We start from the raw sequence: 26,616 nt of genomic DNA, 5'->3' as shown, positions 1-26,616 counted from the left end.
GCTATTGCAGGACGACCTGATCGCCTTCCTTCAAGCCCTCCAGGACTTCCGTTTTTTCCGGAGTCTCCATTCCAATCTTGATGTCTTTCCGTTCTACTTGTCCGTTGCCTTTGTCGAGGAAGACATAATACTGGTCCTTCTCGCGCAGCACGGCCACGGTTGGAACGACGATAGCGTCATCCTTGCGCTCGGTCTCGATCTGGCCGGTCAGGCTCAATCCGGCGATGAGCTGCTTATTCGGCTCCAGCGAGATGATGACCTCGAATTGAGCGGGCTGATTCGTATTCTTCTCGTCGGTACCTGCCTTGGCGAATTTGGATACTTTGATAACCTTGCCGGTCAGCTTCACCTGCTTCAGGGCGTTGATTTTCACTTCGACCGGCATTCCTTCCGCGATGCGGAATACATCCTGCTCTCCGACAAGCGAGACGAGCTGGAGCTTGTTCAGATCGACGATCTTGCCGAGGCGGTCATTGCTGTTCACTTGAGAAGGAATCTTCTTCGGATCCTCGAACAGGAAAATGCCGGACGCTTGGGCGCGGTAGTTCGCTTCATTCAGCTTCTTTTGCTTGTCCGCAATGTCACGTTCCTGAATATCCAGGGTGACTTCGCTTAATTCCTCTTGAAGCTTCTGAGCTTCCCGCTGCACGAATACTTTTTTGCGGTCCGCCTCCGTTACGCCTAGCGCCTGATCCTCCTGGCCGAGCGCGCTCTGGACTTCTGTCAGTCTTATTTCGAGGCGCTGCTTCTTGATGGTCGCTTGCGTCTGTGCGATTTCATTCTCCAGAGCGGTCGAGTCGAGCTGGAACAGCACATCTCCTTTTTTGATTTGCTGGCCGTCCTTCACGTTCCACTGTCTTACTTCAGCGCCGAACGGAGCGTGTACGAACGTCTCCTGCTCATAGCCTGACTTCCCTTTGACTTCAATGCTATTCACCAGCGTTTCTCTCGTCACGGAGAAGGTGATGGCGTCATTGTTCTCCATGCCCGTCTCCGGGGCGGGAGGATTGCCGAATGAATAGAGTCCGTAACTGATTCCGGCGAGTACCAGGATAATGATAGCCCATTTTATTTTTTTCTTCATTCCGGTGAGCGGACCTCCTTAGTCTATAGTTGTGGCGCGACTGCGATCAGTCGCGCTTGATGGCCGTCAGCGCATCGGTGCGCGACGCGCTTATCGCAGGATAGAGGCCCGATATGACCCCGGTCATAATCGCGAAGGCGATGCCGATCGGAATAAAGTTGGATGAAATGAAAATGATCGGATCCCCGCTCCCGTCTGACATGGCTCCTGCGGCCGCCCCGTTGATCGCCCAGACGATCCAATAGGACAGCATAATGCCGACCAGACCGCCTACCAGCCCAAGCAGCGCCGCTTCGATGATGAACATATTGCGGATCTGCTTCAAGTTGGCGCCCAGCACCTTCATAATTCCGATTTGCCGGCGGCGCTGATACGTTGACATCGTCATCGCGACGACGATGGAGATGGAAGCGATGAACAGGACGAACAAGCCGATGCCGAGGGCGATCGTGCGCACGATCGCGAACTGCTCCTTCAGACGATCTATCTGGTGAAGGTTGGTGTTCGTGCTCAGGACGAGCTTTTTGATTTGCTTTTCGACCTGCTCCACATGCTTCTGATCATCGATCTTGACGACTAGCGAATTGTATGTACCTGGCTTGGGAACGGAGTCCCCTTCTATCTTCAGCTCTTGCTGCAGTAATTCGGCGGTCTCCAGCGAGACATACGCCTTCTTGTCGTACATGACCATATCATCCGTGCTGCCGGCCGGCTTCTTGAGCACCGCGGACACGCGAAGCGGGGAACTGGCCTGCGGCCGCTTGCCGTCCTCCCCACTGAACGGAATCAGCCGGATCTGCCGCTGATAGAGCGAGCTCGGCGTACGGCTCAGATTGCGGTATTGCTGCATTAATGCATCGTCGTACGGGTTCTCGTTCAACTGCTTTATCAGTTTGTCCATTGTCTCCTCGTCGACGAGTCCGAGGGTAGCCCCGTAATTCAGAATGACGGTCCCCGTCAAATCGGAAGCCGAGCCCTGCATGAATTCATGGCCGAAGTCGGTCAGCGCATTCAGGTCGGTGCCGATAATCTCCAGGCCGGACTTGCGCTCGTCGGCGGTCTCCATCTGCATATAGCCGAGCTGCTGAAAAGCGGCTACCGCCTTGACGTGCGGAATGTTGCGGATGACCTCCAGCTTCTGCTCGGTAATCTGCCCGCGTTCCTCGGCTTCGCTGTTATCGCTTCTGCTTGCGTTTTGTGCACTCGGGTCCGAGACGCCCTTGTTCGGAGTGACGGTAATCTCGTCCATTTTCAGAAAAGAATTCAATTGCTTCTCCGCGAACACCTGGGCCGATTCCCCGACGCTCATCGCGACGACGATAGAAGCGCAGCCGATCGAGATGCCGATGGCGCACAAGCCGGTGACCACTTTGCGCCGCTTCAACTGATCCCAGGACAGCCGGATATAGTCAGCGATTCTCAATGGGTCTCACCTCCGGACAGGACCGCTTCTTCCCGGGCTTGGTTCGGAGCGGGGCTGTCATCGTGCAGATGGCCGTCTCTCAGCGTAAGAATGCGCTTCGTATGTTCAGCCACTTCATGCTCGTGAGTAACGATAATGAATGTCGTATCCATTGTCTTGTTCAACTGCTTCAAAATCGCGATAATCTCCTCCTCGGTGCGCGTATCGAGATTCCCCGTCGGCTCGTCGGCAAAAATAACGGACGGATCGGTGATCAGCGAACGGGCGATACTGACCCGCTGCTGCTGTCCGCCCGAGAGCTGGGACGTGAACAGCTCTGACTTGTCGGGAATGCCGACCTGTTCCAACAGGCGCATCGCCTTGGCCTTCCGCTCCGAAGGGGCGACGCCTTGAAATATGAGCGGCAGCTCGACATTCTCCCGCACGGTGAGATTGGCGATCAGCTCATAGGCTTGGAAAATAAACCCGATATGCCCGCGCCGGAATTCAGCCAGTTGGTTCTCATTCATCGTGACGATATTTTTATCGGCGATATATATGCTGCCTTCCGTCGGCTTCATCAGTCCTGCCATCAGATTCAGCAGGGTTGACTTGCCGGAGCCAGAGCTCCCGAGCAGGGCGACCATCTCTCCGCGCTGCACACTGAACGATACCGAGTGCAGCACCTGGGTCGTCTCCGGCCCGTTCTTGAAGGCGTGCGACAGATTTTCAACACGTAACATCCGTCTCCTCCTATCTCTCATTGTCTGTTGTCCGGATGATTGTGAAAACAATGCTTTCATACGGATATTGTACAATAAAGTTTCATCGTTGCGGGCATACATGACAATAATGTAAGCTGCTTGCCGATATACGATAAGAGCGGGAAGCAACCCTTCATCGGTTTCTTTTCCAAACGGACAACAACATGGTATGCTGATAAGGACATGTTCTGCATTAGGGCCATGCGATCCGAAGGGACAAGAACGGTTACAGGCAGAGGAGGTGACCCTGTCGTCATGGGCAAAATGATGCGGATCGACAAGCTGCTGGCCCATATGGGACGAGGTTCCCGGTCGGATATCAGAAAATGGGCCAAGGCGGGGCGGATATCCGTCAACGGCAAGAGCGTGAAGGATAGCGGCCATCAGGTCGATCCGGAGCAGGATGTCGTCCGGCTGGACGATGAGATCGTGCTGTACCGAGAATATATTTACGTGATGATGAACAAGCCGCAGGGCGTCATCTCGGCGACGGAGGATACGCGCGAGAGGACAGTGCTCGATCTGCTCCCGGCAGCGCTGCGGCATTTCGAGCCTTTCCCGGTGGGGAGGCTGGATAAAGATACGGAAGGATTGCTTCTGATCAGTAACGACGGGCAGCTGGCCCACCAGCTGCTGTCTCCGAAGAAGCATGTCCCGAAGACCTACTTCGCTCATGTGGCGGGCCAAGTGACCGCCGAAGACGGCGCCAGCTTCGCTGTGGGCGTAACGCTGGATGACGGTTATGTAACGGCTCCGGCGCAGTTGAATATTCTCGGCCACCGAACGGAGGAGGAAGGGAACGTTCTATCGGATATCGAGCTGACGATAACGGAGGGCAAATTCCATCAGGTGAAGCGGATGTTCGCCGCGGTCGGCAAGAAGGTCGTCTATTTGAAGCGACTCTCGATGGGAACGCTGGAGCTGGACCCGGAGCTGAAGACCGGACAATGGCGCGAATGCAGTGCGGAAGAGATAGAACGGCTTCGCTCGGGACACAATGAGGGATAGAACCGACAGAAGGGGAGAGAGAAGACCTATGAATTACCGAATGATTGCCTTGGATATGGACGGGACGCTGTTGAATGACGATCACGCGATTACGGGTCGAACGGCCGCTACGATTCGCAGCGTAGCCGAGCAAGGAGCGGAGATTGTGCTCTGCACCGGACGCGCCCCGCAGAGCACGCTGCCTTATCTGGACGAGCTGGGGCTGGAAGGGGTTGTCCTTACGCATAACGGAGCGGCGACAATCGCATCGAAAGGCCGGCGCATTCTGCACCGGTTCGATATTCCGCCGCAAGAGCTGGAGCCGTATATTCAATATTGCCGCGAGCAAGGCGTTCATTTCAATATTAATACGGTGTTCGACCTGTATGTGGATGACCTGGCGGGGATGATGCCGGAGATGCTGGATCTCTACGCGCAGTTCCTTATCGAGCCGAAGCAGCTTCCAAGCTGGGACGCGCTGGAGGACGCGCCGGTCAAAATGACGATAAGCGGGCAGAAAGAAGACATGGATCGGGTGGAGGCGGAATTGGGCCTGTGGGATCATCAACTGCATTATATCCGATCCGGGGATTATTTCATTGATATTATGCATCAGGATGCGACCAAAGGCAGCGCGCTGTCGAAGCTGGCGGAGCTTCGCGGCATCGCCCCGGGGCAGGTGCTCGCCATCGGCAATTACTATAACGATCTGTCGATGATTCAATTTGCGGGTATGGGCATCGCAATGGATAATGCGCCGCTTGAGGTGAAGGCGGCCGCACAGGAAGTCACGAAGTCGAACAATGAAGAAGGCGTGCATGATGCGCTAGTCAAGCACTGTCTGGAAGCGGGAGCGCGTTAGGCTTCCGCGATGGACGGGATAACGCGGAGTAAGGCGGGGGCATCCCCGCCTTTGCTTGTTCCTGCTGGTCTTCTAGTAGATGAACGACCGGGATACGATGACCAGCAAAATGAACAATACGAGAATAACGCCTGTCGATGTGAAATGCCCAAATCCTGCACCCATGGAAACATTCCTCCTTGTTCGAGATGAAGCGGAACTGCGGGATGGATGTGCCGCCGGGACGGTGTCCCCCTTGTTCCGACATCCACAGCGTATGCAGGGAACTTCGCCTTCGATTGGACGGATATCCGTAGCCGTCTGGGAGGAATGTAACGGCAAGGAACGGGCAAGCTTATAGTAATACCGGATATACCGGAAATGGTAAGGGAGGACACGCAGATGATTCAATTTCGCCCTGACTTCCGGACGGCAAGCGGGGAATCGCAGGACGTGCTTTTCAACGGAGCCTATGCGGGGGAGTTCATCTGGCTGTACCGGGAGCGGGAACGGCTTCAAGGGATCTTCATCATGGACGGAACCGATGTGCAGGAGCGGCACCGGAGAGCGATCGAGGAACAGGTCGAGCGCTATGTCCGTCATACGGCGGATGCGCTGGGCGTCGCCGATCTGGAGGTCGTGTTCGTGACGGGACAAGTGCAGCGCATCGTCACCAATGATGATGCTGCGGAATATCGGGCGGAGGCGCCGGGGCAGCAAGCGGGGCCGCTCGGCATCGGCCCGGAAGACGGGCTGGAGCTCGCTCCGGACGGGGAGGACATGACCGAAGGGGCGGACGATCGGATTCACGTGATTTTGGCGCGGGATGACGGCAGCGCGCTGCTCTATGATATTTACCGCGATCAGAACGGCTCTCTGCCAGTCGGAGAGGCGACCATCAGCACTGACGGTCCGGAAATGTCAGGGTATATTGATTTTCGGGTACCCGGAACGGGGGCCGATCGGGCCTGCATCGGTCAGGAGCTCGCCTGTCAATTGGCGAAGGATAAGCAGGTGCAGTCACTCCATCTGACGATGATGTTCCATAATGAGATGATTGACGAATTGCTTGTGGACTTTGCGTCCGACGGGCAGGGGTAACCGTTAACCTTGCAGAGGCAAAGCTCCCGAGGGGCATTTGAAGCTGCAAGGTTAGCGGTTTTTTGGTGTGTTGGGCGGGAGCAAAGATTCCATACATATCATGCATAGGTGTTGCATCGCCTTATCGACGTTCTCCCTTTGGGTCAGGAGCTCGTGCTTAACGGAGGGCGCGGAGACCTTTAGGAAGATGGTTCTTAATCATGCTGTCGGACGCCTTGCCCCAGCCGATCGGCAGGCCGTCGACGGCGACGAGGGTCCAGCCCTTGGCGGCGCCTTGCTCCGGGTTCAGCGCGATCGGTTCGCCGTGCAGATAAGCGGCAATGCGCGGATCGTCCGCCGCCATGTCGCAGCAGAGCGCGGCCTGGTCCGCGGCGGTGCAGGCCATTGCCAGCGCATGAGCCGGTTCAATGCGGTTCTTGCGCATATGGGCGATATGAAGCCCGGGACGAGGCAGGCGCAACCCGGCGAATACGGAAGCGTCGTCCAGCAGCGCCCGTGCCGCAGGATGGGCATCAGGGACGTAGTACAGCTCGTCCCCGAACAGCAGCGGCCTCCCTGGCGGAAGCTCCAGGCCGGGCAGATGCTCGCGGGCCCATGCGGCGTACTGCCGGAACGCGGCCGCCGCCGGATTCGCCCCGGCAGAGCCTCTGGCCTTGCGTCCGCCGCGCCGGCCGGATGGGGCACTGGCCGTTCCGTCCGCCGCGCCTGGCGCGGAGGGGGATTTCTTCAACAACGCTACGAAATGCCCTTCGCCTCGATGACGGTGCGGCCACAGCCGTTCCATGCGCACCAGCTCGAATTCGGGATAGGTCTCCAGCCAATGTGCGATGATGTCCTCATTTTCCTGGCGATTGAAGGTGCAGGTGGAATAGACGAGGCGTCCTCCCGGCCGAAGCATGCGGACAGCCGCCCGGATAATATCTCTCTGGCGGAGCGCGCATGCCTCCACATGCTCGGGCGACCATTCCTTGACCGCGTCCGGATCTTTGCGGAACATCCCTTCGCCGGAGCAGGGCGCATCCAGCATAATGCGGTCGAAGCTGTACGGGAACCGTTCGGCCAATGCATGCGGATCCGCTTGAGTGACGATGCAGTTGACGATGCCCATCCGTTCCATATTTTCGGCCAGTATTTTGGCCCGCTGCGGGTGGATCTCGTTGGCGACAAGCAGTCCTTCGCCCTTCATTCGCCCGGCAATCTGCGTCGCCTTCCCTCCCGGAGCTGCGGCCAGATCCAGCACGAACTCGCCTGGCTGCGGATCGAGCAGCTCGGCGGCCGACATGGCGGAAGGCTCCTGGATGTAATACAATCCGGCATAATGGTAGGGATGCTTCCCGGGCCGGGACGATTCTTCATAGTAAAATCCTTCCGGGCACCATGGGACGGGCTCCAGACCGAAGAGGGCGGCCGCGTTCCGGCGGGCCGTGTCATGCCGGCTCCACTTCCCGGGCTGAACGCGCAGGCCGTAGGTCCGGCGCGCCTTGTAGCTGTCGAGGAAGGGCTCGAACGGCTCGTGGTCCGCTTCGAATTGGCGCTTCATCTGTTCTTGATAAGCCAGAGGCAATTCATCAGGCAGTGATATTGACATCGCATTAACTCCTTGTGTGATAAAATGGGCCATGCCACCGTCATCCCAGGCAAGAAAAAAGCCGCTGATTCCCGGTAAGAGAACGAGCGGTAATCTGCGCTTTCTCATGTAGCTTGCCCTGAACGGCGAGCCGGAATCCGGCGTACGGTCATAACATGGTGCAGAACCTTAAAAAATGAAAATAAGGTCAAGGATGCTCATTATGGAATAAAAAACAAAGGCGATTCCAATACATAAAATCATGATTCTGAAAAACCAGGGCAATTTGGGAGGAGGGAAGGAAGCAATGATCCCCGCCGTTAAAAATAGCAAGCCAGCCAAAAAGGCATACATCCATCCGAACATATCCATGCTTCCACCTTTGCGTGGTATACTCGGTGCAGATTCATGATCGTCTAAGCCGTTATAATTTTACTATAACCGAAGCGTGTGATTCAATGTTAGACAGGCATCTTTTGGCCGCTGAAGATGAGCCCCGCAGCATAGGAAAGCATCCGCGTAACGATTGGATCCAAACGGGCCGCCGGGTAAAAAAGGAGGCCAGCAAACCGAAGGAATTTGGACACAAGCGAAACGAGTTGGCCGATGTTGCGTACCAAATAGATGTCGGGTCCGATCGCCAGCCGCGGCAATGTGGATCCCCGCAGTTGGAATGAAGGGAAGAATCCGGTAAAGTAAGTCAGAGAGATACAGCAACATGAGCAGCTGTATTCTGGAAGGAGTGAGATTCGATGCAAGCCACCGATGATACCGTTGTAGAATTGGAAGGCGTGACGAAGAAAATTCGGGGGAAAACGATTATCGATAATTTGTCGTTCCGCGTGCGGCGCGGGGAAGTCTATGGCTTCCTCGGCCCAAACGGGGCAGGGAAGACGACGACGATCCGCATGATCGTCGGGCTGATGTCCATGACGTCGGGACGAATCCGGATTGAGGGTCATGACATTCGGACCGACCGGGCCAAAGCGATGACTCATGTCGGGGCGGTCGTCGAAAATCCGGAGTTGTACAAATTTATGAGCGGACGCAAAAATCTGCTTCATTTCGCCCGTTTGAGCGGCAAGTCGATCAGCGAGGAGCGGATCGAGGAAATCGTGCGGCTCGTTGAGCTCGAAAATGCGATAGACAAAAAGGTGAAGAACTACTCGCTAGGGATGCGGCAGCGGCTCGGCATCGCACAGGCCCTGCTTCACGATCCTTCGATTCTGATATTGGACGAGCCGACGAACGGACTCGATCCGGCCGGCATCCGGCAGCTGCGCGACTATTTGCGGCGCTTGGCGCGCGAGGAGAAAATCTCGATTCTCGTGTCGAGCCATCTGCTCTCGGAAATCGAATTGATGTGCGATCGGGTCGTCATCATCCAGAACGGCAAATTCGTCGGGGAGCGGGAGCTGAATCCGTCCGCAGACGTGGCGGAAGCGCAGTCGGCGACGATCTATCTGGAGGTGGACCGGGCCGATGAAGCGCTGCAGACGCTCGCTGCGGCCGATTGGCAAGCAGCCCGGGACGAAGCGCGTTCCGGCATCACGGTGAATCTGATGCGGAACGAGATTCCGAAGGTCGTCGAGAAGCTGGTCCACGCGGGCATCGCGATCTATGAGGTCCGGACCTCGGCGCCGACGCTGGAAGATACCTTCCTGACGATGACGAAAGGAGGCCGGATCGAATGAGTTACTTTTTCTCGCTCGTCCAGAATGAATGGATGAAGACGAACAGCAAGCGGCAAGCCCCGTATTATTATATTTTTCTTGCGTTGATGGCGGTGCTGCTCGGCGTTGTCACCCGGTTTTTCGTGTTCAAGGACGGAGCCATGCCTTATTTGGGATTTGCCGATACATTTGTGTTCATCGCCCGGCCGCTGACCACGATCTTCATCATCATCGTCGCGGCGCAGACCATTACGGACGAATTCAAGGACGGCACGATCAAGCAATTGTTAATCCGGCCGGCGAGCCGCGCGCTTGTCCTGGCTTCGAAATGGGTGAATGCACTCCTCGTGCTGTTTGCGGCCTATATGATTATTTTGCTGCTTGGATTGGGTATCGGCGCGGCGCTGTTCAATCTGTCCGCCGAGGACGCTTCTTTGATGGATTCGGTCGTGGCGCTCTTTCTTGGTTACTCGGATGCTGCTTTTCAGCTGACGCTGGCATTCATGATTGCGGTGCTGACCCGAAGTCTGGGCTTGTCCATCGCGCTGCCGATCATTTTCCAGATGCTTGCCGGAACCGTCACAATGATGCTCCATCAGAAGGTATGGTACAAATGGCTGGTATTCCCGCATTTGAACTGGGGGCCTTATTTCGGAGAAGGCCAATTACCATATGAGGGGGCGACGTTAGGCTTCAGCCTTATGATGTACGCGATCTATTTTGCCGTGCTGCTCGCCATCTCGTTCTTCGTCTTCCAGAAGCGCGATGTGCAGTAAGTGATGAACAGCGCCCCTGCCGGAATCCGTTCCGGCAGGGGCGCTTCTGTTCAACGGCCGCCGCCCGCGGAAGCGCGCTTGCGCTGTCGGGGGCTGCCAATCGTCTCATAATCGGTAACTCGATTCTTGCCTGTCGTCTTCGAGTGGTACATCGCCTGATCGGCTTCTCTTACTAGCTCCTCGGGAGTCATCCCGCTGCGCAGCGTGCTGTGGCCGACGCTGACGGTAACGCTTGTCTCTGCCTCCACTCTCCGGCGGATATTCTCGGCGAACTGCTCCACGCGGGCATGGGGATTGACGATCAACGCCACCAGCTCCTCGCCGCCGAAGCGTCCCGGGATGCCGGCTTCTTCGACTTCCTCCCGAATGATCGCGGAGACCAGCTTCAGCTCATCATCCGCCTTGTCATGCCCCTGCGTATCGTTCAAGCGCTTGAAATTGTCGATGTCGCAAAAAATAAGCGAAACGGCGGCCTCCTTCTGCACATAGCTCTGCATCGCCTTGAAGAGGTAGCGGCGATTGTACAGTTGGGTCAGCCCGTCGGTAATCGAGGAGCGGTACGTCCGCTGAAGATGCTCGACCACGCGCTCGAACAAAATGAAGAACATGAGCGTGAAATAAACGAGCGGAAGCCCGTGTTCCAAGTAGAACAGGAGCGTGTTCATTCCGCCGAAATAAATCGAGTTAACGGCGGACGACAGGTTCATCAAAAAATGGACGAGCAGGGTGAACGCGTACTTCACCCGCTGTCCCGCCCGCGGGCCAATCCAGAAATAACAGAATACGGTGAACGTCATATGATAGACTATCAGCGGCCATGTCGGCTTGGCGGACATTCCATACTGCTCCGCCAGGATGAGGGACAGGGCGGCGGCGCCCGCCAGCAGCAGCAGAGCGGCCAGCACGTACACACGCATTCTCCGGTTGCTGCGCTTGTACAGCCGCAGCACCGCCAGATTCATCAGCAAAAAAGAAAACGCTTGCAGAGCGGTTCTTCCTATGCCATACTGGTCGAACCATCCGGGAAACCAATCATAATCGGTAAGATCCAATGTCCGCTCGAACGCGATGAGAAGCAAGGCGGCGATGAATAGAATATAGGCTCCGGAACGCTGCCTGGAATAGAGGCGCACGGTCATCAAGAGCATAATGAACACAATATACATCATACACGCCGACGTCACCGCGACGGCGGTGCTGCCGGAGAACTCTGGGGTAAAAAGCCGATTCATCGCAATCGATAGCTCCATTTGCGTAGTCTTTACTGAAACATATGTTCTAATATATCATAAATGGTAGACATCGAAAAGCGAAAGCAACATGAAGGAGGCTGGCATGAAAATATTGCAGGCGTTGTTCTTCCCGCCGGAACAGCCGGGAGGCGTGTCCTCCATGGTTCCCTATATACAAGACCGGTTCCAGCTCCCCCGCTGGGAGATGGAGCTGTTCTCGCTGCCCAAGCGGCTGCGGGGCAAAGGGCAGGAGGAGATCGCGTTTGCGACCTTCGACTGGACCGCATACGGCGATTCTCCGATCGTCTCGTCGTCAAATATATGCAGACGATCCGCGATTACATATGGTGGACGAGACGGCGAATCACCGCTTCCTATGATCTCATCCATGCCCATCATCCGATTGCCGGCTGGGTGATGAAGCGGCTCTTCCCCGAGACGCCGGTCGTTCTGACGGTTCACTCCAGCTATGAGCGGGAGCTGCTTCTGAACGGAAAAATCGAGCCGGACGGACCGGAATTCCGCTTCTTGACCTCCCTGTACGGGGAACTGGAAGCGCATGTCGATCTGATGATGACGGTATCGAATTCGTTCCGGCATGACCTGGCGCCTTACGTCGCTCGACCGGAGCGGATCGAGGTGCTGCCGAACGGCTTCGACGAGAAGAGGTTCCGGCCAATTGCCCATGAGAATGAAGTGCCCCAGCTCATTGTCGTATGCCGCCTCGTCCCGGCGAAGGGGCTTGACGTGCTGCTCCGGGCTTGCGCCGAGCTGAAGCGGCGCGGCCGTCCTTATGTGCTCCACATCATCGGCGACGGTCCGATCCGCGAGGAGTTGGAGCAATTGGCTCAGGAGCTGGGCATTTATGAAGAGACGATATTTTATGGCTATATGCTCCATCCGGAGGAGTTCATGCCCTTCTCGGACATCTTCGTGCTGCCGTCCCGGGCGGAGGCGTTCGGCTCGGTGTTCGCGGAGGCGGCGCTATGCGGACTCGCCCTGGTGGGAACGAATGTCGGCGGCATCGCCGAGCAGATCATCGACGGCGTGAACGGGCTGCTCGTGCCTGTCGACGATCCGGACGCGCTCGCCGCGGCGCTGGAACGGGTCATGTCGGACCCGGCGTTCCGCTATGAACTGTCCCGTACGGCCTGGACGAAGGCGAAGCAGGATTACTCGCTGAGCGGCGTCGTGAACGATCTGAAGCGGATCTATCTACGCTTCCGCGTCAAGGCGGATTGACTTCGCCGTCCGGAGAATGCCCAGCCAGCTATGCGAACGCCCGGCGGCCATCTGTCGGGCGTTCGCGCACGAACAGGAGAGGAGAGAGGAAGTTGAATGCGTTTCGGTTCATACATGCGGCAGACCTGCATGTGGATAGCCCGTTCCGGGGCTTGAAGGAGCTGCCGGCTTCGCTGCGCTCGCGCGCCGTCGAATCGACTTTCGCCGCGTGGGACGCGCTCGTGGAACTGGCGGTGCGGGAGCAGGCCGCATTCGTCGTCGTCAGCGGCGACCTGTATGACGGCAAGGATCGGTCGCTCAAGGCTCAGTGGCGTCTCCAGCGGGGAATGGAACAGCTGGCGGCGCACCGGATTGGGGTCTATCTGATTCACGGCAATCACGATCCGCTGCATGAAGGGGTGCAGTGGTCATGGCCGGACAATGTGACCGTCTTCGGCACAGGCGCGCCCGGCACGGCCTTGGCCAGAGGCGCCGACGGGACGCCGCTGGCGGTGATCGCCGGGATGTCCTACGGCGAGTCCGCAGTAAGGGATAATCTGGCCGCGCGTTATCCGTCCGAGCCGGAGAAGGCGCTGGCCGCTGCAGAGGCGGACAGCTTGCCGGAGCGGGCGCGCTTGTTCCGCATCGGCATGCTCCATGGGACGGTCGACGGGCGGCCGGGCCATGATCCGTATGCGCCCTGCTCCAAGCGGGAGCTTATTGCCGCCGGGTACGATTATTGGGCGCTCGGCCATATTCATCTGCGGGAAGTGCTTCATGCCTCTCCATACATCGTCTATCCCGGCAATACGCAGGGACGGCATGTCAAGGAGACGGGTGCGAAGGGCGCTTACGTCGTCGAGGTGGACGAGCGCCGTCATGTGTCGCTGCGCTTCGAGCCGCTCGATCAAGTCCGCTGGTGCGATGAGGCCGTCGATATCGCGGATCTGGCCGATATGCAGCAGGTGATGGAACGGCTGGACGCGGCGCTGGCCGGACTGCGCCAGCAGAGCGGCAGCCGCCTCGTCTTCGCGCGCCTTACGCTCGTCGGGCGCACGGCGCTCTACCGCGAGCTGCAGCGCCAATCGCTGGAGCAGCAATGGGCGGCTCCGGCCAACGAGCAGGAGCTGGAACGGATGGAGCGTTCCGGTTCGAGTGACGGGATATGGATCGCCGAGGTTCGCATGCGGTGCCGCCCTGATCTGGATCCTGGCGTCTGGATGGAGTCGGACAGCTTCCTCGGCGATCTGGTCCGGCTGGCGGACCGGGGCAGACAGGACAGCGCCCTGCGGGATGAACTGCTGGCTGAAGCGCTTCGGGCCTTCGAGGCGCAGCCCCGGCTTCGCCAATGGCTGGCCGATCAGCCGGAAGAGGCGGCCGCGGACTGGCTGCAGGAAGCGATGCTGCTGTCGCTCGAAGCGCTGCATGAAGGAGGGAGCGCATCATGAGGCTGCTGCATCTGTATGTGAACGGCTTCGGCGAGCTGCGCGATCTGGAGCTCGATCTGGGCGAGCCGGGGAAGCCCGGCGGCATTACGCTGCTGCTCGGCCCGAATGAGGCGGGGAAAAGCACGATTGCCGCCTTCCTGCGGGGAATGCTGTACGGCTTCCCGAAGCGCGGCGGCGCGGCCGGCCGCTACGAGCCTGCGGAAGGCGGCGTCTACGGCGGGCGGCTCGCCGTGGAGGACGATCAGGGACAGGAATGGCGGATCGAGCGCCTGGAGCGGAACGGCAGCGTGCAGACAGTCATCCACCGCCGGGGGGCTGACGGGCGCCTGGACCGGATGACCCAGTCCGCGCTGGAGACGGAGCTGCTGGGCGGACTGAACGGGGAGCTGTTCCGGCGTCTGTTCGCGATTACGCTGGACGAGCTCCATGAGCTGCAGGCGCTCCAGGGGGACGAGGTCGGCGCCTTCCTGTACGACACCGGCCTCGGGGGCGGCCGTCAGGTCGCCGAGGCGGAACGGTGGCTGCAGCAAGAGGCGGACAAGCTGTATAAGCCGCGCGGCCGCGCGCAGGACCTGGCGCATACGCTGCAGGCGCTGGAACGGGCGAACCGGGCGCGGCGGGAAGGCCAGGCGCAGGCGGGGCGGCTCGCTGACGTGGAAGCGCGGCTGGCGGAAGCGGACGCCGGGCTTGATGCGGCTGCCGCCGCGCGCCGCTCCGTCCGCGAGGCGCTGGCCATGACGGAGCGCGCCGCCCATGTCAGCGAGACGTGGGTGCGCCTCGTCGCGGCCCGCGAAGCGCTGGCGGGACTGCCGCCGCTCGCGGATTGGCCGCCCGACGCCGCCGCGCGCTGGGAGGCGAACGAGCGCCGGCTGGGAGAGGCGGAGGCGGCGCTCGCCCGCGCGGAGGAGCAGCGGTCCGCGTGGGAACGGCGGCTCGCCGCGCTGCGCCCGCAGGGGGCGCTGCTGGCGCTCGCGCCCGAGGCTCGCCGCTTGGCCCGGCAGGCGGATGCGATCCGCCACTGGCAGGAGACGGCGGCCGAGACCGAGACGGAAACCGCGCGGCTTGCGGCGGAGCTGCGCCGCCTGGCCCGCCAGACGGATTCCGGCTGGACGCCGGAGCGGCTGCTTGCCTGCGACGCGAGCTTCACGCAGGCCGAGCAGGTCCGGGCCGCGCAGACGGAGGCCGATGCCTTGAGCCGGGCGCGGGCCCAGGCCGCCGACGCGGCCCAGCGGGCGGACCGCGAGGCGGACGCGGCTGAGGCCGAACGCCGCGAAGCGGAGCGCGCTCGCGCGGCATATGGCGGCCGGCGTGCGCGGCACCGGCTTCGCGCCGACGCCGGCCCAGGCCGAGGAGGCCGTGCGCCGCGGCCAGGCGCTGCAGGATGCGCTCGCGTCGCGGCAGGCTCTGGCTCCGGCGCGGCCAACCGGCCGGGAGGGCCGGGCGGCTCGGGCCGCCGGGGAGCGCCGCAGCCCGGCCGCGGCCGGCGCGTACGCCTTCGGCGGCGGCGCGCTGCTGCTGGCCGCGCTGCTCGGCTTCGCGGCGGGCCAATGGCTGGCCGCCGGGGCGGTGGCGGCCGTCGGCCTCGCCAGGACGCTTGCGTGGGCGTATGCCGGCCGCAGCGGGCACGCGGGCCAGGCTGGGGCTGGAGGCCCCGCGGACGAGGGCAGCGCGGCCGAACGCATGGCCGTGCTGCAAGCCGAAGCGCTGCGGGGGCTGCTTGGCCCGCTCTGGCCCGGCAGCTGCGGCGCGGCGTTGCCTGACGATGCGGAGCAGCAGGCGCTGGCGCAGGTGCTGGCCGATACGGCCGAGTGGGCGCGCGACCAGGCCCAGCTGGCCGATCGCGCCCGGCATGCGGCCGAGGGCGCCGCTGCCGCCGGGCGGCGGGCCGATGCGTTGGCGGATGAAGCCGAGACGGCCATGGCGGCGGAGAGGGAGGCTGCCGGGCGCTGGCGCGGCTGGCTGAGGGCGCGTGAACTGCCAGAGTCGCTCAGCCCTGCCGGCGCGCTGGAGCATCTCCGCCGTGTGGAGCAGGCGCTCGATATGGAGAGCCACCGGGAACGGCTGCTGGAGCGAGCCTCCCGTCTGCGGCGGCAGATCGAGGAGGTCGAGCAGGAGTGCGCCCGGCTGCTGAAGGCGGCCTGGGGAGCTGCCGAAGGAGACGGCGAAGCGGCCGCGGCGGCCGAGCGCCGGGAAGCGGAGGGGACGGATTCGGCGGGTGGCCTCCCGGACGAAGCGGCGGGACGCCAGGGCTTCTCTTCCATCGGGGAGCTGTATCGGCTGCTGGAACGGCTGGAGGCCGAAGAGAAGCGGCAGCAGGAATATGAGCGCGGCTTAGAGCAGCATGAAGCGGCCGCCGAGTCATGTCAAGCTGCGGCCCGGGAAGCGGAGGACGCCCGCAAGCGGAAGGAACGGCTGCTGGCGGAAGCGGGCGCGAAGGAGGACGCGGAGTTCATCCTGCGGATGAATGCCGAAGCCCGCCGGCAGGAGTGGGAGCGGACGCTGCAGGAGAGCGAGGCGATCGTGTACCGCGGCGGAAGTCCGGAGCAGTGGGCTCCGCTGGAGGAACTGCTGACCGGCTATGATGGAGCCGAACTGGAGCGGCGCGCCGCTGAATTGCAAGCGGAGCTGGAGCGGTGGGATGCGCGCATCAGCGAAGGCGAGGAGCAGCGCGGGCGGTTGAGGGAAGAGCATGAGCGGCTGACTGCCGAGGTCGAGGGAGCGGCGCATCATCACGAGGCGGCGATGAACGAAGCGAAGCTCGACGAGCAGGCGTCCCGCTATGCGGTGCTGGCGCTGGCCCGAACGCTGATCCAGCGGACGAGGCGGCTCTACGAGCAAGAGAAGCAACCGGAGGTGCTGAAGCGGGCGGCGGCTCATCTGCGGGCGATGACCGAAGGAAGGTATGTGCGGGTGACGGCGCCGTACGGCACGAAGCGGCTGGAGGTGGAACGGGCGGACGGGCGCATGATCGACAGTTCCCTGCTGAGCCGCGGAACGGCGGAGCAGCTATATCTGGCGATGCGCTTCGCCCTGGCGGAAGAATTGTCCCCTAAGGCGACTCTTCCTCTGATTCTGGATGACATCCTCGTCAATTATGACCGCAGGAGGCTGGGGCTAGCCGTACAAGAGCTGCATCGGCTCTCATCGTCTCATCAGATCGTGATGACGACCTGCCATCCGCATCTGGCGAAGGCGTTCCGGGATGAGGCGGCGGATGTGCGCATTGTGGAGCTGGGGCCGATCGGATAAGCTGCGGGAAGATGGAATCGAGGCCGGGCACTTCGGCAGACAAAACAAAAGCATCCGCCGCAAGCGCGAAGCGCAGCGGAGGATGCTAGCAAGTTCCGAAGCAGCCTTGACTTGGCAATCTGCCTAGGCATATGGCGTGCTCGTCATTTTTTGCGCGGCAGCGGCTTCAGCTTGATCTTCGCTGCCGCAGGAGAAGAGGCGATGGGCGGTGGCGGCCCAGACTTCGCCGGTTGGGCAGCCCGCAGCAGCAAATAGAGCCATATCAGGCTGAACATGCCGAACAACGGGTACAGGAACGAGAGCAGATTGCGGAAGCCGAACTGGCTAATCGCATAGCATACCATCATAATGAGCGCTGATATCAGCTTCTTCGGCATTCCGGTCCGTTGGTGGAGCTGGAGCGTAATGCCGTACAGATCGGCGATGAAGGTCGTGAATATTTCCGAAAAGATGAGCAGGACATAAATGAGCTGGATGGTAACGCCGAGCGTATGGGCGATCTCCCCCATCGGAATGTCGAACTGCTGTATGCCAGGCATATGCACAGACAGAGCCAGATGGGCTGACAGCAGCAGCACGCCGATGAGAACGCCCCCGATCGCTCCTCCGATGCGTATGATTTTCTGGTTCGGCATTGAGGCGCCCAGCGGGACGAGCACCGCTTGGGCCATAGCCAGATTGAACGCGCTGTACAGCAGCGGAGCGGTCCAAGCGGCATACCACGATGTATCCGTCGTCATGGTGAAAACCCTTCCTGCGTTCGGCATATGCAGCGTGTCGGTCACGATAATGACGGTGAAGACGAGCATCGTCGGCACGACGAGCGAGTTCAGGCTCAATATCGCGCTCATTCCTCGATTGATGATGAAATAGGAGGATACGACCGTCAGCAGCAGTCCGGTCTGGTAGTGAAAATTCAATTGCTGGACGAAGACGGAGCCTGCGCCGGCGAGCATGACCCCGTTCACGCACACAATGACGATCATCGCGAAAATGCTGACCCAGCCGCCGATCCGGGATCCGAACAAATAATGGTTCACATCCTCATAGGAACGGGCCTGGATCTGATGGGCAATCAGCATCAGCTTCGTTCCGAGGGAGAGAAAGATGATGGTGGACACTCCGATCGTGAGGGAAGCAATCCATCCGTATTTGGTGAAAAATTGCAAAATCTCCTGACCCGTCGCGAACCCGGCTCCGACGACGGTTCCGACGTAAGTGAAAGCAATTTGTAATATCCGCAGCGTCTGTCTCAACGATTAGGCGCCTCCTTGTCCGACGAAGCTTGGTGCGAAGGATTGAGCAATAGCTTGTTCGCATTACTATACGTATGACAAGCTTGGGCCGGACATGACTCCCTCAATGTGGTAAGATAGTAAGGGAGTGAGAGGAGGAGCCTTGTTTGCTAGAGATTACATGGGCCTTGACCCATTTCGGGTACATAGCTTTATTTTTTCTGCTTGCGCTTGGCATCGTCGGACTGCCGATACCGGATGAGACGATCATGGTATTCGTCGGCAGCTTGACAGTGGAAGGGCCGTTCGGATATGCGGCCGCCTTCGCCGTATGCCTTGCCGGGAGCATGACCGGCATGACGGTCAGCTACATCGTGGGACGGAGGGTCGGCAAGCCGCTGCTGGATCGGTACGGCAAGCGGGTGAAGCTGACGCCTGCCCGGGTGGAACGCACCGAGCGCTGGTTCCAGCGGTTCGGTCCATGGGCCATCGTCTTCGGGTACTTTGTTCCTGGCTTGCGCCACTTGACCTTTTACCTGGCCGGAATGACACGGATGAACTGGTCTCTTTATTTATTTGTAGCCGGAACGGGAGCGTTGATCTGGGTCGCCACTTTTTTAACGATAGGGCATTTCGTCGGAGTTCATTGGGAGGCGGCGGTTCATTGGATTCATACAAAAGGAACGCTATATATGGTGGGCATGGCAGCGATGCTCTTGTTCATCGGTTCACTCGTGTTCGTCCTTGTCCGGCGCCGCGTGCGCCCAAAACAAACGCCTTGATCCGCAGCGGAGTCAAGGCGTTCTATGATCAGCAAGAAAGTTAAGCCTTCAACGCGCTCTCCTCCATCGGGAAGAGCTTGACGGACTGAATCTTGCCTGTCTTCGGATCGAGATCAAGCCGGAGCAGGGCGTTGGCCGCTTGGTAGCTCCAAGCATAGCCGGTATCTTGATCCGGAGTGCCGAGAGACTTCACGGCAGTATCGCTTTTGCCTCCGATGTGCAGGCCCTTGATGCCGGTGGACAGGCTATCGCCCGACACTTCGACGAATACGACCTCGTCGTTATCGTGACAGCCGAACGAAAAGCCGTCATATTCCAGCACATGAATCGGCTCATCATCGTCCATCACGAATTGGGAGACGGGCGCCCCCCAGAGCTGCCGCACCTTCTCCTCGGTATCGGTTAGCCCAATCCCCTTCAGCTTCGGCTGCTTCCGGTTGAATTCGGCTTCCTCGCCCGTGGCCGAGGAAGGGCGGGAACTATCCTTGTTCGAAGCGATCTCGGTACGTTCTTGTGTCTTATCCTTGCCTGCGGCCGGAGTCTCTTCCGCCGGGCCTGTCTTGGCTTCAGACGTCGTCTTCGAGTTGGCCGGGGGCACGCTGCCGGCCTGCGCCGAACAGCCAGACAGTAAAGCGCCAAGGGCGGCAGCAACTGCAACCATATGTATCATTCGGGTAATCGGGGCACGGGTCATCGGTGCGGTTCCTCCTTCGCCGTCTCGCGGGTATGACGATAGATATAGGATCGGTTTTGATCTGAACCGTAACAGGTTATTTGTAACTAAGGAGAGCGGGACTTAGGACACTCTCATTAATATAGACGGCACTCACTCCAAGAAGTTGCAGTCAATGTATGAAATTGCCTGCTTTCTCCATTCACCTGTTTGGCATATAATAAAAGATAAGTTGGTGAGAGGGGGCGACGAAGATGATTGATCAACCAACAGCTCGTTTTTTGCAGGAGAAGGTGTCGGAAGCGAAGGTGCATTTTGAACGGGCTCTCGATTGTAAGCATACGGAGTTCGATGATTTGTACCCCTATATGATTGAACACCCTCAATTTTTCTGGTACAAACGTTACGTGGCCTGGTCCGAATTACTGACTATCGTCAAACTGTGCGAACAGCTGCAGGTGGCTTGGCACGACCAATTCACCCCGCAGCAAGTCGAATATATACAAAAACGCGTCATGTCGGCGAAAGTACTGGACTATTGGTTCGAGACGAACGATTCCAGAGAGCATGTCGGCGGATAACCTTCACGTGACGGAGGAAGCAAGGCCTGTCAGCGTTAGCCGGCAGGCCTTGTTCCCTATTGCAGTATGAGCCAGACTCGCTGGGTGCAGTCGAGATGAGAAAGGAGGTGCGGCCATGATGGACGAGACGATGCTTGACCGGTTCCGCCAGGAGGGTACGAAGGTGCGTGTCGTACGGGATATGATCGAAGCGAATGATGTGACAGGCACCGTCGTCGCCTGGAGCGGGGACGAGGTGATGATTCGCAAGCGTAATCGGCGCATCGTGAAGCTGAGCCGGAGCTATTTGATCCAGCCCTTCAGCGACCCGCGGCCGGAGCTTGAGGAATGGAACTCGGGCCCGATAATCGAAATAGTCGAAGGCGAGGCCTGAATCGAATGACGATATGGAAGGACTGTCGTCTTGCCGGGACAGTCCGTCCTGTTTGTTGTCGTTGATCGCGGCCATAGGGGCATGAGGTGCCGTTACGAAATGGGTTCAAATTATTTTGCGAAAAAGTGTTGACGCATATCCGAATCCATGATATTATATTTCTTGTCGCTAAGAAAATTAAATTACGAAATGTAAGATACTAAATATGCGGTCATGGCGGAATTGGCAGACGCGCTAGATTCAGGTTCTAGTGGGGTAACACCCGTGGAGGTTCGAGTCCTCTTGACCGCACCACTTTATACAATGACAGGTTTCTGATCTGCTTTTTCTGGCAGAGAAGGAACCTTTTTGTTATTCAAAATCTTTAAGCTGGTACACAAGGGGTGACTTTGGATTTCGTAAAAGACAGCGCTACTTGATCTGCCTTGATCTCCAGGAGTCCAAATGGCGTGACAAATGCCTTGGAAAAATCGTGCTTATCCGCTTTTACCGCGATTCGACTGGATCCACCTCTGGAAAAATCGCCAATCTTTACGCGGTCTTTCGTATCGATTGAGATGCGAAAGACGTTATTCTGATCTTTCGTCTCTTCATGCGTTTTCTTCAGCTTGTTGAATATGGCGTCCGTTTGCTAAGATTTTTTTCGTTTCCTGAGACAGTTTTAGTCTATTATTTTCTTGCATGTGCCTAATGTAGGTGAGGTTCATACTTGATATTGTGGTCGCTCACAAAACCAAAGTGTACCAATCCACTTTTCCCCACTCATTAGAATTTTTGATCCATGTACCGATCGCTGATCAGGAATGGATGTACCTGGTTGGCAGTTTTCAAAAACTAATAAAGTTCCAGTTGTAGGAGAAACTTCGATATTTAAATTCGGAAAATATGTTTCTCCTCCAGTGACAACATCATTCAAATAAAGAAGCGCAGTATATAACCGTTGACCTGATTGCTCGAGAAATGCTTTGTGTGCTTCTTGCGAATCATAACAATCCAAATGAGCGTCAAATTTCCCGCCCGGTTTATAATGAGCAACTTGTAAATTTTGAGCGTAATGAATGGGTTGCTCAACAATTTCTGCCATTTGCTTACATATACTTTGTACAACTTCATTGTGATTATGGTCAAACCAAGTCAAGTCTGAAATCCTTAAATGAGAAACTTCTAACCCCCCGGATTGACCAACCACGGTTGCTGGTGTTAACTGGCCACGTGCTAAATTAATTAAGGATTGACAAGCTTCTGGAGAGATCAACGAGGGATAGCAACCGATAAACGGTTGTTGATTCAGTAGCTGTGCAGGTTCTTGCATAGAATTTCATCTCCTAACAAGTAAATTCAGTTAAGTTAAATTTATGTATATGTATAGGACTTTTTTTTGTGATATTATCGCTCCTCCACACATACATTATTTTCAACACTTATATCACTTATCACTAGCGTGTTTTGAAGATTAGTAAGAGTCAATTAAAACATGGGACCATACAACTTTAGAGGCAGCTAAAAAGATTGTTATGGGGTATATAAGAGGTCCGGATATTATCCATATAAGCCTAGCAAAGGTCGACTATAATAAATTTTTTGTTCGTGTAACCATGCCATTAATGAAGCAATTTGAAGTCATGAATCATTATTACTCGGTGCTTTTTCATGAATTGATTCATTGGATTAAGCAAATCATCATGAGTGCATCCGGTAAATATCTGTACTGATTACGGTACCAAACCATTGAGCGAAGCTTTGCGGATGCCAAGAGACTCCATTGGCTTCGCTACTGCCGGTTCCGCGGAAAGAAAAAATTGCAGCAAGCATTGATGACCGCCATATGCCAGAACGTGATGAAGATTGCCACAACCTACCACGGGAGGGCCGGTTCAGGCTGTCTTCTTATTTTTCTTGTACGTTGGCTGATATAAAAAACAAACCCCCGTAAAATTGGGGTTTGTCAATAATCTGAACCAATCAATTTACTTGATAAGCTCTTAATCTATCAATTATCTAGCTAATACCTAACCCTGCACTCGCATAACCAGCGACTGCTAATCCAATATCCAAACCTTCTGCCTCAGCAGTAAATACGATTAATATACGGGTTCCTGCTGTTACAGGGATATTTGGTAATGCTGTAGTTACACTAGAAATAGTACCTACATCAACTATTCCAGGTCCTAAGGTTGGAGCTAAATCAACAGAAGCAACTTGGTTAAAGATATTATTTGGTACTGGGGACGTGTACACCCGAGCAGTAATAGTAATAACACCTGATAACGTAAGAGCTTCTGTTGTACTAAAATATGCCGATATTGAAGTCAGATTACCATCTCGTGGCATGGAGAATGCTTCGTTTACAAGTTCACCTATTCCACCTTCGATGTCAATTTGACCTCCTAAGATAGCAACAACAGTACCATTAGTACCAAATCCAATAAGTCCTTGAGTTCCATTTGTCCCTAACAAAGCTGATACTAACAGAACGGGTATACCTGATGCAAATGGGATAATAACATCTCTTCCCCCGGCTCCGGTTGCTCCGGTGGCTCCGGTGGCTCCACGGGCTCCAGGGGCTCCAGGAATTCCAGGAGGACCAATAGAACCTGCAGCTCCGGTAGGACCAGTCGGGCCGGTTACTCCTGCACCAGTGGCTCCGGTAGCTCCCGTGGCACCGGTAGCTCCAGTGGCTCCAGTAGCTCCGGTTACTCCTGCGCCGGTGGCTCCGGTGGCTCCCGTGGCTCCAGTAGCTCCGGTAGCTCCCGTTGCTCCGGTAGCTCCCGTGGCTCCAGTAGCTCCCGTGGCTCCAGTAGCTCCGGCTCCCGTTGCTCCGGTTGCCCCTGTCACACCAGTAGCGCCAGTTGCTCCTGGAGGTCCACCAGATGGCCCTGTAGCCCCAGTTGGGCCGGTTGGACCTACTAAAGAAGGAGCAGCCAAGATGTTTTCCAGTTTAGATTGAAGGAGCAGCTCTTTCTTAATTAATCCTTGCAGCGTAGTTTGAACACTTGAATTTACCTCCAGCAACTCACTGATGGTCGCCGGAACCGAAAGTCCTGGCAGCGTACCGATAGCGTATTGGATTTTTTCTGCTTCGGCATTAATAATGTGTCCTAACCCTAACTCTTCTATCGCTATAGAAGATAACAAGAGGTTCAAGGCGTCATCTCTAGTAATCGTGATGCTAGGGGTTATATTAGGAATATTCGCTTGCGACATTGTCTTCCTCCCACTATGAATTATTGTTTTCTCGTGTGTTCTCACTCATTCTTAGATTTTCAACCATCGAACATCCCGAGAGATGGAGAAGTCATGTAGCTATGACATAATTTCTGGAGGAGCCGGTGACGGAAATAGAGGTTGGGACACCATTCCCAGTCTTTGGGTGACTTGTATGACCGCACTTTGGATATCCACTCCCTTCCCTCGACAGCTTACCCTCCCATGTCGCACTGGGTCGTTGCCCTTATGGAAATAAACTTTACGGCTGCTCCGTGCTTCAATTCTCGTTGGTTTATTTCATGTTCTGGTAAGGACGCGAGATCGCTTCGATTCAAGCAGCTTATTCAAACCTCGAAATCATTCATTACAGGAATGGCTCCTTTTGGTCGTATAATGCAGGATATGATTTTTTTTCATTAAAGGTGTGGGCTTTTAACCATTGTTCGTGTTATACACGATTTTCAGAAGCAATTGGAAAATAGCTGCCCGATTGCATAATATTAATATTTACAGCAATGGATCGTCTGTATAATCGATGAGGATTCGTCGCCAGCAGGGATGATGACAGACACTTCCAGAAGATTCTTGTCTAAGCTGTTCATCTCCTCTCTCCCCCTCCCTCCCACAAAAACAGCCGTAACCCAAATGTTTTTTCCAGTTCGGGTTACTGTTGAAATAAAAATCCCCCTACACAAGTAGGAGGAAAGCAGTTTTGATGGTACGAGGAAATCTTTTCTGTATCTGCCCCGGCGAATGCGAGAGTCTATTTAATTCAAAAGGAGTTTCCTCATGAATATAACCCTTACTGTACTCACCGTTGATGGTTGCCCTCTAACAAGATCTATGAATGTGAGGAATGTGCGATTGCCCAAATGGGATTAAAAGTAATGGCCAAAAGAGCTCTTGAGGATGACGAGAAATCCGTGATCTACGCCCGGCGTAAGGTGGAGGTGGAGAGCGTGTTCGGTCACATCAAGGGCAATCGGTCGTTCCGACGGTTCTCCTTGCGGGGGCTGGACAAGGTTAACGTCGATTTCGGGATTGTGACCATGGCCAACAATTTACGGAAAGTGGGGAGCATCCGCCTCGCTACTTTCCTGCAAAAGCAAACGCACAAAAAAAGTTGGGCGGAAAACATTATGTTTCTCCGCGCAACTTTTGATTTCTGGGGCTTATTGGAATTATAATTTCTTTTTATTATATTTCCGTTTTAAATCAATAGAACATCAGAACTGTAAATCTTATGGCCCCACTCTGGTAAAAGTAATATATGCTGCAGCACCTGGAACCGCCGTTAAATTAAAGCTATTGGTACCATCGTTTTTAATTACCACTGTATCCCCTACTGCTAAAGGCAGCATAGAACTATTAGTCATCCAAGCATCAAGACTGGAAGTAGTTCCACTTTTAAGGGTCGTATCACTACGACCGAATCCACCTGAAAATATAATGGTGTTAACTGGTAACTGCGCAGCTGATGCAACGGTATAGTGTATCCCGTAAATGATTAAATAGGTGCCAGCAACCGTGATAGTAAATGTGTCAGATCCTGATGGATGAATAATTCCAACAGGTGGCACAGGGTTTTGATTAAACGGTATATTCCCACCAACTGGTATAGTTAATGTACCAGTAATTGATGTGTTAAGGGAAAAAGATCCAAAAGCAGCAAGTGTACTAATTGATGGACCGGTTGCTCCGGTAGTTCCTGTTACCCCTGTCACACCAGTAGGTCCAGTAGCGCCTGTTACCCCTGTCACACCAGTAGGTCCAGTAGCGCCTGTTGCTCCTGTCGCACCAGTTGCCCCGGTTGCCCCGGTAGCTCCGGTTGCCCCAGTTGCTCCGGTTGCCGCAGTTGCTCCGGTAGCCCCGGTAGCCCCGGTAGCTCCAGTTGCTCCTGTCACACCAGTAGCGCCAGTTGCTCCTGGAGGTCCACCAGATGGCCCTGTAGCCCCGGTTGGGCCGGTTGGACCTACTAAAGAAGGGGCAGCCAAGATGTTTTCCAGTTTAGATTGAAGGAGCAGCTCTTTCTTAATTAATCCTTGCAGCGTAGTTTGAACACTTGAATTTACCTCCAGCAACTCACTGATGGTCGCCGGAACCGAAAGTCCTGGCAGCGTACCGATAGCGTATTGGATTTTTTCTGCTTCGGCATTAATAATGTGTCCTAGCCCTAACTCTTCAATCGCTATAGAAGATAACAAGAGGTTCAAGGCGTCATCTCTAGTAATCGTGATGTTAGGGGTTATATTAGGAATATTCGCTTGCGACATTGTCTTCCTCCCACTATGAATTATTGTTTTCTCGCGTGTTCTCACTCATTCTTAGATTTTCAACCATCGAACATCCCGAGAGAAGGAGAAGTCATGTATCTATGTCATAATTTTCTGGAGGAGCCGGTGACGGGAAAAGAGGTTGGG

24 protein-coding genes, 1 tRNA gene and 1 pseudogene are annotated in these 26,616 nt (G+C 56.4%); 14 read left to right on the top strand and 12 right to left on the bottom strand.

What is annotated here, in order from left to right; translation table 11 throughout:
• Position 1: 1 nt before the first annotated feature.
• Genes FLT43_RS08060 through FLT43_RS08050 form a run of 3 tightly spaced genes read right to left on the bottom strand, consistent with a single transcriptional unit; the run spans position 2 to position 3,229 of the window.
• The gene (locus FLT43_RS08060; protein ID WP_087445359.1) at positions 2-1,084 is read right to left on the bottom strand and encodes an efflux RND transporter periplasmic adaptor subunit; all 1,083 of its coding nucleotides are present in this window, start codon (positions 1,082-1,084) and stop codon (positions 2-4) included.
• A gap of 46 nt (positions 1,085-1,130) precedes the next feature.
• The gene (locus tag FLT43_RS08055) at positions 1,131-2,507 is read right to left on the bottom strand and encodes an ABC transporter permease (RefSeq protein WP_087445360.1); all 1,377 of its coding nucleotides are present in this window, start codon (positions 2,505-2,507) and stop codon (positions 1,131-1,133) included.
• Positions 2,504-3,229: an ABC transporter ATP-binding protein gene (locus FLT43_RS08050; RefSeq protein ID WP_087445361.1), complete on the bottom strand. Its 726-nt coding sequence runs from the start codon at positions 3,227-3,229 to the stop codon at positions 2,504-2,506. The genes FLT43_RS08055 and FLT43_RS08050 overlap by 4 nt, the downstream gene beginning before the upstream one ends.
• 276 nt (positions 3,230-3,505) lie before the next feature.
• Here FLT43_RS08050 and FLT43_RS08045 point away from each other — a divergent pair, with 276 nt between their 5' ends.
• Positions 3,506-4,258: a pseudouridine synthase gene (locus FLT43_RS08045; protein ID WP_087445362.1), complete on the top strand. Its 753-nt coding sequence runs from the start codon at positions 3,506-3,508 to the stop codon at positions 4,256-4,258.
• Between the two features lie 28 nt (positions 4,259-4,286).
• On the top strand, positions 4,287-5,099 hold the full coding sequence (locus FLT43_RS08040) for a Cof-type HAD-IIB family hydrolase (RefSeq protein ID WP_087445363.1): 813 nt from the start codon (positions 4,287-4,289) through the stop codon (positions 5,097-5,099).
• A gap of 72 nt (positions 5,100-5,171) precedes the next feature.
• On the opposite strand, the gene FLT43_RS29670 is transcribed toward FLT43_RS08040, so the two are convergent.
• On the bottom strand, positions 5,172-5,264 hold the full coding sequence (locus FLT43_RS29670) for a YjcZ family sporulation protein (RefSeq protein WP_208620104.1): 93 nt from the start codon (positions 5,262-5,264) through the stop codon (positions 5,172-5,174).
• A 216-nt stretch (positions 5,265-5,480) separates the two neighbouring features.
• Here FLT43_RS29670 and FLT43_RS08035 point away from each other — a divergent pair, with 216 nt between their 5' ends.
• Complete coding sequence (locus FLT43_RS08035; protein WP_087445364.1) at positions 5,481-6,179, top strand: hypothetical protein; 699 nt, start codon at positions 5,481-5,483, stop codon at positions 6,177-6,179.
• A 157-nt stretch (positions 6,180-6,336) separates the two neighbouring features.
• On the opposite strand, the gene FLT43_RS08030 is transcribed toward FLT43_RS08035, so the two are convergent.
• Positions 6,337-7,767 (bottom strand): RsmB/NOP family class I SAM-dependent RNA methyltransferase, encoded by a 1,431-nt coding sequence (locus tag FLT43_RS08030; RefSeq protein ID WP_087445365.1) that lies wholly within the window; start codon positions 7,765-7,767, stop codon positions 6,337-6,339.
• Positions 7,768-8,498: 731 nt separating this feature from the next.
• Here FLT43_RS08030 and FLT43_RS08025 point away from each other — a divergent pair.
• Both FLT43_RS08025 and FLT43_RS08020 read left to right on the top strand, forming a co-directional pair.
• Positions 8,499-9,440 carry an ABC transporter ATP-binding protein gene (locus FLT43_RS08025; RefSeq protein ID WP_087445368.1) on the top strand — a complete coding sequence of 314 codons (942 nt, stop codon included), beginning with the start codon at positions 8,499-8,501 and terminating at the stop codon, positions 9,438-9,440.
• Entirely contained in the window at positions 9,437-10,195 is a 759-nt protein-coding gene (locus tag FLT43_RS08020) for an ABC transporter permease (RefSeq protein WP_087445369.1), read from the top strand. The genes FLT43_RS08025 and FLT43_RS08020 overlap by 4 nt, the downstream gene beginning before the upstream one ends.
• A 50-nt stretch (positions 10,196-10,245) precedes the next feature.
• Here the strand turns inward: FLT43_RS08020 and FLT43_RS08015 are convergent, their stop codons facing one another.
• Complete coding sequence (locus FLT43_RS08015) at positions 10,246-11,427, bottom strand: GGDEF domain-containing protein (protein ID WP_244194418.1); 1,182 nt, start codon at positions 11,425-11,427, stop codon at positions 10,246-10,248.
• 60 nt (positions 11,428-11,487) lie between these two features.
• On the opposite strand from FLT43_RS08015, the gene FLT43_RS08010 reads away from it, so the two are divergent.
• From FLT43_RS08010 to FLT43_RS08000, 3 genes are all read left to right on the top strand, one after another.
• Positions 11,488-12,669, top strand: a complete 1,182-nt coding sequence (locus FLT43_RS08010; RefSeq protein WP_244194419.1) for a glycosyltransferase family 4 protein — start codon at positions 11,488-11,490, stop codon at positions 12,667-12,669.
• Positions 12,670-12,761: 92 nt separating this feature from the next.
• Positions 12,762-14,096: a metallophosphoesterase family protein gene (locus FLT43_RS08005; RefSeq protein WP_087445371.1), complete on the top strand. Its 1,335-nt coding sequence runs from the start codon at positions 12,762-12,764 to the stop codon at positions 14,094-14,096.
• Entirely contained in the window at positions 14,093-15,856 is a 1,764-nt protein-coding gene (locus tag FLT43_RS08000; protein WP_143797151.1) for an AAA family ATPase, read from the top strand. The genes FLT43_RS08005 and FLT43_RS08000 overlap by 4 nt, the downstream gene beginning before the upstream one ends.
• A gap of 1,632 nt (positions 15,857-17,488) precedes the next feature.
• Here FLT43_RS08000 and FLT43_RS07995 read toward each other — a convergent pair.
• On the bottom strand, positions 17,489-18,601 hold the full coding sequence (locus FLT43_RS07995; RefSeq protein ID WP_087442221.1) for a YkvI family membrane protein: 1,113 nt from the start codon (positions 18,599-18,601) through the stop codon (positions 17,489-17,491).
• Positions 18,602-18,747: 146 nt separating this feature from the next.
• Here FLT43_RS07995 and FLT43_RS07990 point away from each other — a divergent pair, with 146 nt between their 5' ends.
• Positions 18,748-19,362, top strand: a complete 615-nt coding sequence (locus FLT43_RS07990; RefSeq protein WP_087442222.1) for a DedA family protein — start codon at positions 18,748-18,750, stop codon at positions 19,360-19,362.
• Positions 19,363-19,402: 40 nt separating this feature from the next.
• Here FLT43_RS07990 and FLT43_RS07985 read toward each other — a convergent pair whose 3' ends face one another.
• Positions 19,403-20,056: a DNA uptake lipoprotein gene (locus FLT43_RS07985; protein ID WP_087442223.1), complete on the bottom strand. Its 654-nt coding sequence runs from the start codon at positions 20,054-20,056 to the stop codon at positions 19,403-19,405.
• Positions 20,057-20,289: 233 nt separating this feature from the next.
• Between FLT43_RS07985 and FLT43_RS07980 the strand changes: the two genes are divergently transcribed.
• The 3 genes from FLT43_RS07980 (at position 20,290) to FLT43_RS07970 (ending at position 21,283) form a co-directional block, all read left to right on the top strand.
• Positions 20,290-20,616 carry a hypothetical protein gene (locus FLT43_RS07980; RefSeq protein ID WP_087442224.1) on the top strand — a complete coding sequence of 109 codons (327 nt, stop codon included), beginning with the start codon at positions 20,290-20,292 and terminating at the stop codon, positions 20,614-20,616.
• 115 nt (positions 20,617-20,731) lie between these two features.
• The gene (locus FLT43_RS07975) at positions 20,732-20,989 is read left to right on the top strand and encodes a hypothetical protein (protein ID WP_087442225.1); all 258 of its coding nucleotides are present in this window, start codon (positions 20,732-20,734) and stop codon (positions 20,987-20,989) included.
• Between the two features lie 207 nt (positions 20,990-21,196).
• Positions 21,197-21,283: transfer RNA gene (locus FLT43_RS07970), tRNA-Leu, on the top strand.
• Between the two features lie 70 nt (positions 21,284-21,353).
• On the opposite strand, the gene FLT43_RS30805 is transcribed toward FLT43_RS07970, so the two are convergent.
• Together FLT43_RS30805 and FLT43_RS07960 are read right to left on the bottom strand one after the other, a co-directional pair.
• Complete coding sequence (locus FLT43_RS30805; protein WP_087442642.1) at positions 21,354-21,608, bottom strand: ISAzo13-like element transposase-related protein; 255 nt, start codon at positions 21,606-21,608, stop codon at positions 21,354-21,356.
• Between the two features lie 84 nt (positions 21,609-21,692).
• Positions 21,693-22,301, bottom strand: a complete 609-nt coding sequence (locus FLT43_RS07960) for a prolyl hydroxylase family protein (protein ID WP_087442226.1) — start codon at positions 22,299-22,301, stop codon at positions 21,693-21,695.
• 370 nt (positions 22,302-22,671) lie between these two features.
• Between FLT43_RS07960 and FLT43_RS07955 the strand changes: the two are divergent.
• Positions 22,672-22,905 (top strand): annotated as a pseudogene (locus FLT43_RS07955) (transposase); the annotation flags it as partial.
• Positions 22,906-22,987: 82 nt separating this feature from the next.
• On the opposite strand, the gene FLT43_RS07950 reads toward FLT43_RS07955, so the two are convergent.
• Complete coding sequence (locus tag FLT43_RS07950; protein WP_087442227.1) at positions 22,988-24,193, bottom strand: exosporium glycoprotein BclB-related protein; 1,206 nt, start codon at positions 24,191-24,193, stop codon at positions 22,988-22,990.
• An 890-nt stretch (positions 24,194-25,083) separates the two neighbouring features.
• Between FLT43_RS07950 and FLT43_RS07945 the strand changes: the two genes are divergently transcribed.
• Positions 25,084-25,383 carry a transposase gene (locus FLT43_RS07945; protein WP_164776703.1) on the top strand — a complete coding sequence of 100 codons (300 nt, stop codon included), beginning with the start codon at positions 25,084-25,086 and terminating at the stop codon, positions 25,381-25,383.
• 54 nt (positions 25,384-25,437) lie between these two features.
• Here the strand turns inward: FLT43_RS07945 and FLT43_RS07940 are convergent, their stop codons facing one another.
• Entirely contained in the window at positions 25,438-26,469 is a 1,032-nt protein-coding gene (locus FLT43_RS07940; RefSeq protein ID WP_087442229.1) for an alpha-helical endospore appendage domain-containing protein, read from the bottom strand.
• Between the last annotated feature and the right edge of the window lie 147 nt (positions 26,470-26,616).

It is taken from the genome of Paenibacillus thiaminolyticus, assembly GCF_007066085.1.
Classification (GTDB): Bacteria; Bacillota; Bacilli; order Paenibacillales; family Paenibacillaceae; genus Paenibacillus_B; species Paenibacillus_B thiaminolyticus.
This window is presented reverse-complemented; position numbering and strand designations above follow the sequence as displayed.

What these genes read in the sequence shown, in the direction of transcription:
- FLT43_RS08035 (WP_087445364.1), top strand. Translation starts at nt 5,481, where the DNA reads ATGATTCAATTTCGCCCTGACTTCCGGACGGCAAGCGGGGAATCGCAG.
- FLT43_RS07980 (WP_087442224.1), top strand. Translation starts at nt 20,290, where the DNA reads ATGATTGATCAACCAACAGCTCGTTTTTTGCAGGAGAAGGTGTCGGAA.
- FLT43_RS08060 (WP_087445359.1), bottom strand. Translation starts at nt 1,084, where the DNA reads ATGAAGAAAAAAATAAAATGGGCTATCATTATCCTGGTACTCGCCGGA.
- FLT43_RS08000 (WP_143797151.1), top strand. Translation starts at nt 14,093, where the DNA reads ATGAGGCTGCTGCATCTGTATGTGAACGGCTTCGGCGAGCTGCGCGAT.
- FLT43_RS08010 (WP_244194419.1), top strand. Translation starts at nt 11,488, where the DNA reads ATGGTAGACATCGAAAAGCGAAAGCAACATGAAGGAGGCTGGCATGAA.
- FLT43_RS08045 (WP_087445362.1), top strand. Translation starts at nt 3,506, where the DNA reads ATGGGCAAAATGATGCGGATCGACAAGCTGCTGGCCCATATGGGACGA.
- FLT43_RS07985 (WP_087442223.1), bottom strand. Translation starts at nt 20,056, where the DNA reads ATGACCCGTGCCCCGATTACCCGAATGATACATATGGTTGCAGTTGCT.
- FLT43_RS08020 (WP_087445369.1), top strand. Translation starts at nt 9,437, where the DNA reads ATGAGTTACTTTTTCTCGCTCGTCCAGAATGAATGGATGAAGACGAAC.
- FLT43_RS08025 (WP_087445368.1), top strand. Translation starts at nt 8,499, where the DNA reads ATGCAAGCCACCGATGATACCGTTGTAGAATTGGAAGGCGTGACGAAG.
- FLT43_RS08040 (WP_087445363.1), top strand. Translation starts at nt 4,287, where the DNA reads ATGAATTACCGAATGATTGCCTTGGATATGGACGGGACGCTGTTGAAT.
- FLT43_RS08030 (WP_087445365.1), bottom strand. Translation starts at nt 7,767, where the DNA reads ATGTCAATATCACTGCCTGATGAATTGCCTCTGGCTTATCAAGAACAG.
- FLT43_RS07940 (WP_087442229.1), bottom strand. Translation starts at nt 26,469, where the DNA reads ATGTCGCAAGCGAATATTCCTAATATAACCCCTAACATCACGATTACT.
- FLT43_RS07975 (WP_087442225.1), top strand. Translation starts at nt 20,732, where the DNA reads ATGATGGACGAGACGATGCTTGACCGGTTCCGCCAGGAGGGTACGAAG.
- FLT43_RS29670 (WP_208620104.1), bottom strand. Translation starts at nt 5,264, where the DNA reads ATGGGTGCAGGATTTGGGCATTTCACATCGACAGGCGTTATTCTCGTA.
- FLT43_RS08050 (WP_087445361.1), bottom strand. Translation starts at nt 3,229, where the DNA reads ATGTTACGTGTTGAAAATCTGTCGCACGCCTTCAAGAACGGGCCGGAG.
- FLT43_RS07950 (WP_087442227.1), bottom strand. Translation starts at nt 24,193, where the DNA reads ATGTCGCAAGCGAATATTCCTAATATAACCCCTAGCATCACGATTACT.
- FLT43_RS08015 (WP_244194418.1), bottom strand. Translation starts at nt 11,427, where the DNA reads ATGAATCGGCTTTTTACCCCAGAGTTCTCCGGCAGCACCGCCGTCGCG.
- FLT43_RS07960 (WP_087442226.1), bottom strand. Translation starts at nt 22,301, where the DNA reads ATGCAAGAACCTGCACAGCTACTGAATCAACAACCGTTTATCGGTTGC.
- FLT43_RS07945 (WP_164776703.1), top strand. Translation starts at nt 25,084, where the DNA reads ATGGCCAAAAGAGCTCTTGAGGATGACGAGAAATCCGTGATCTACGCC.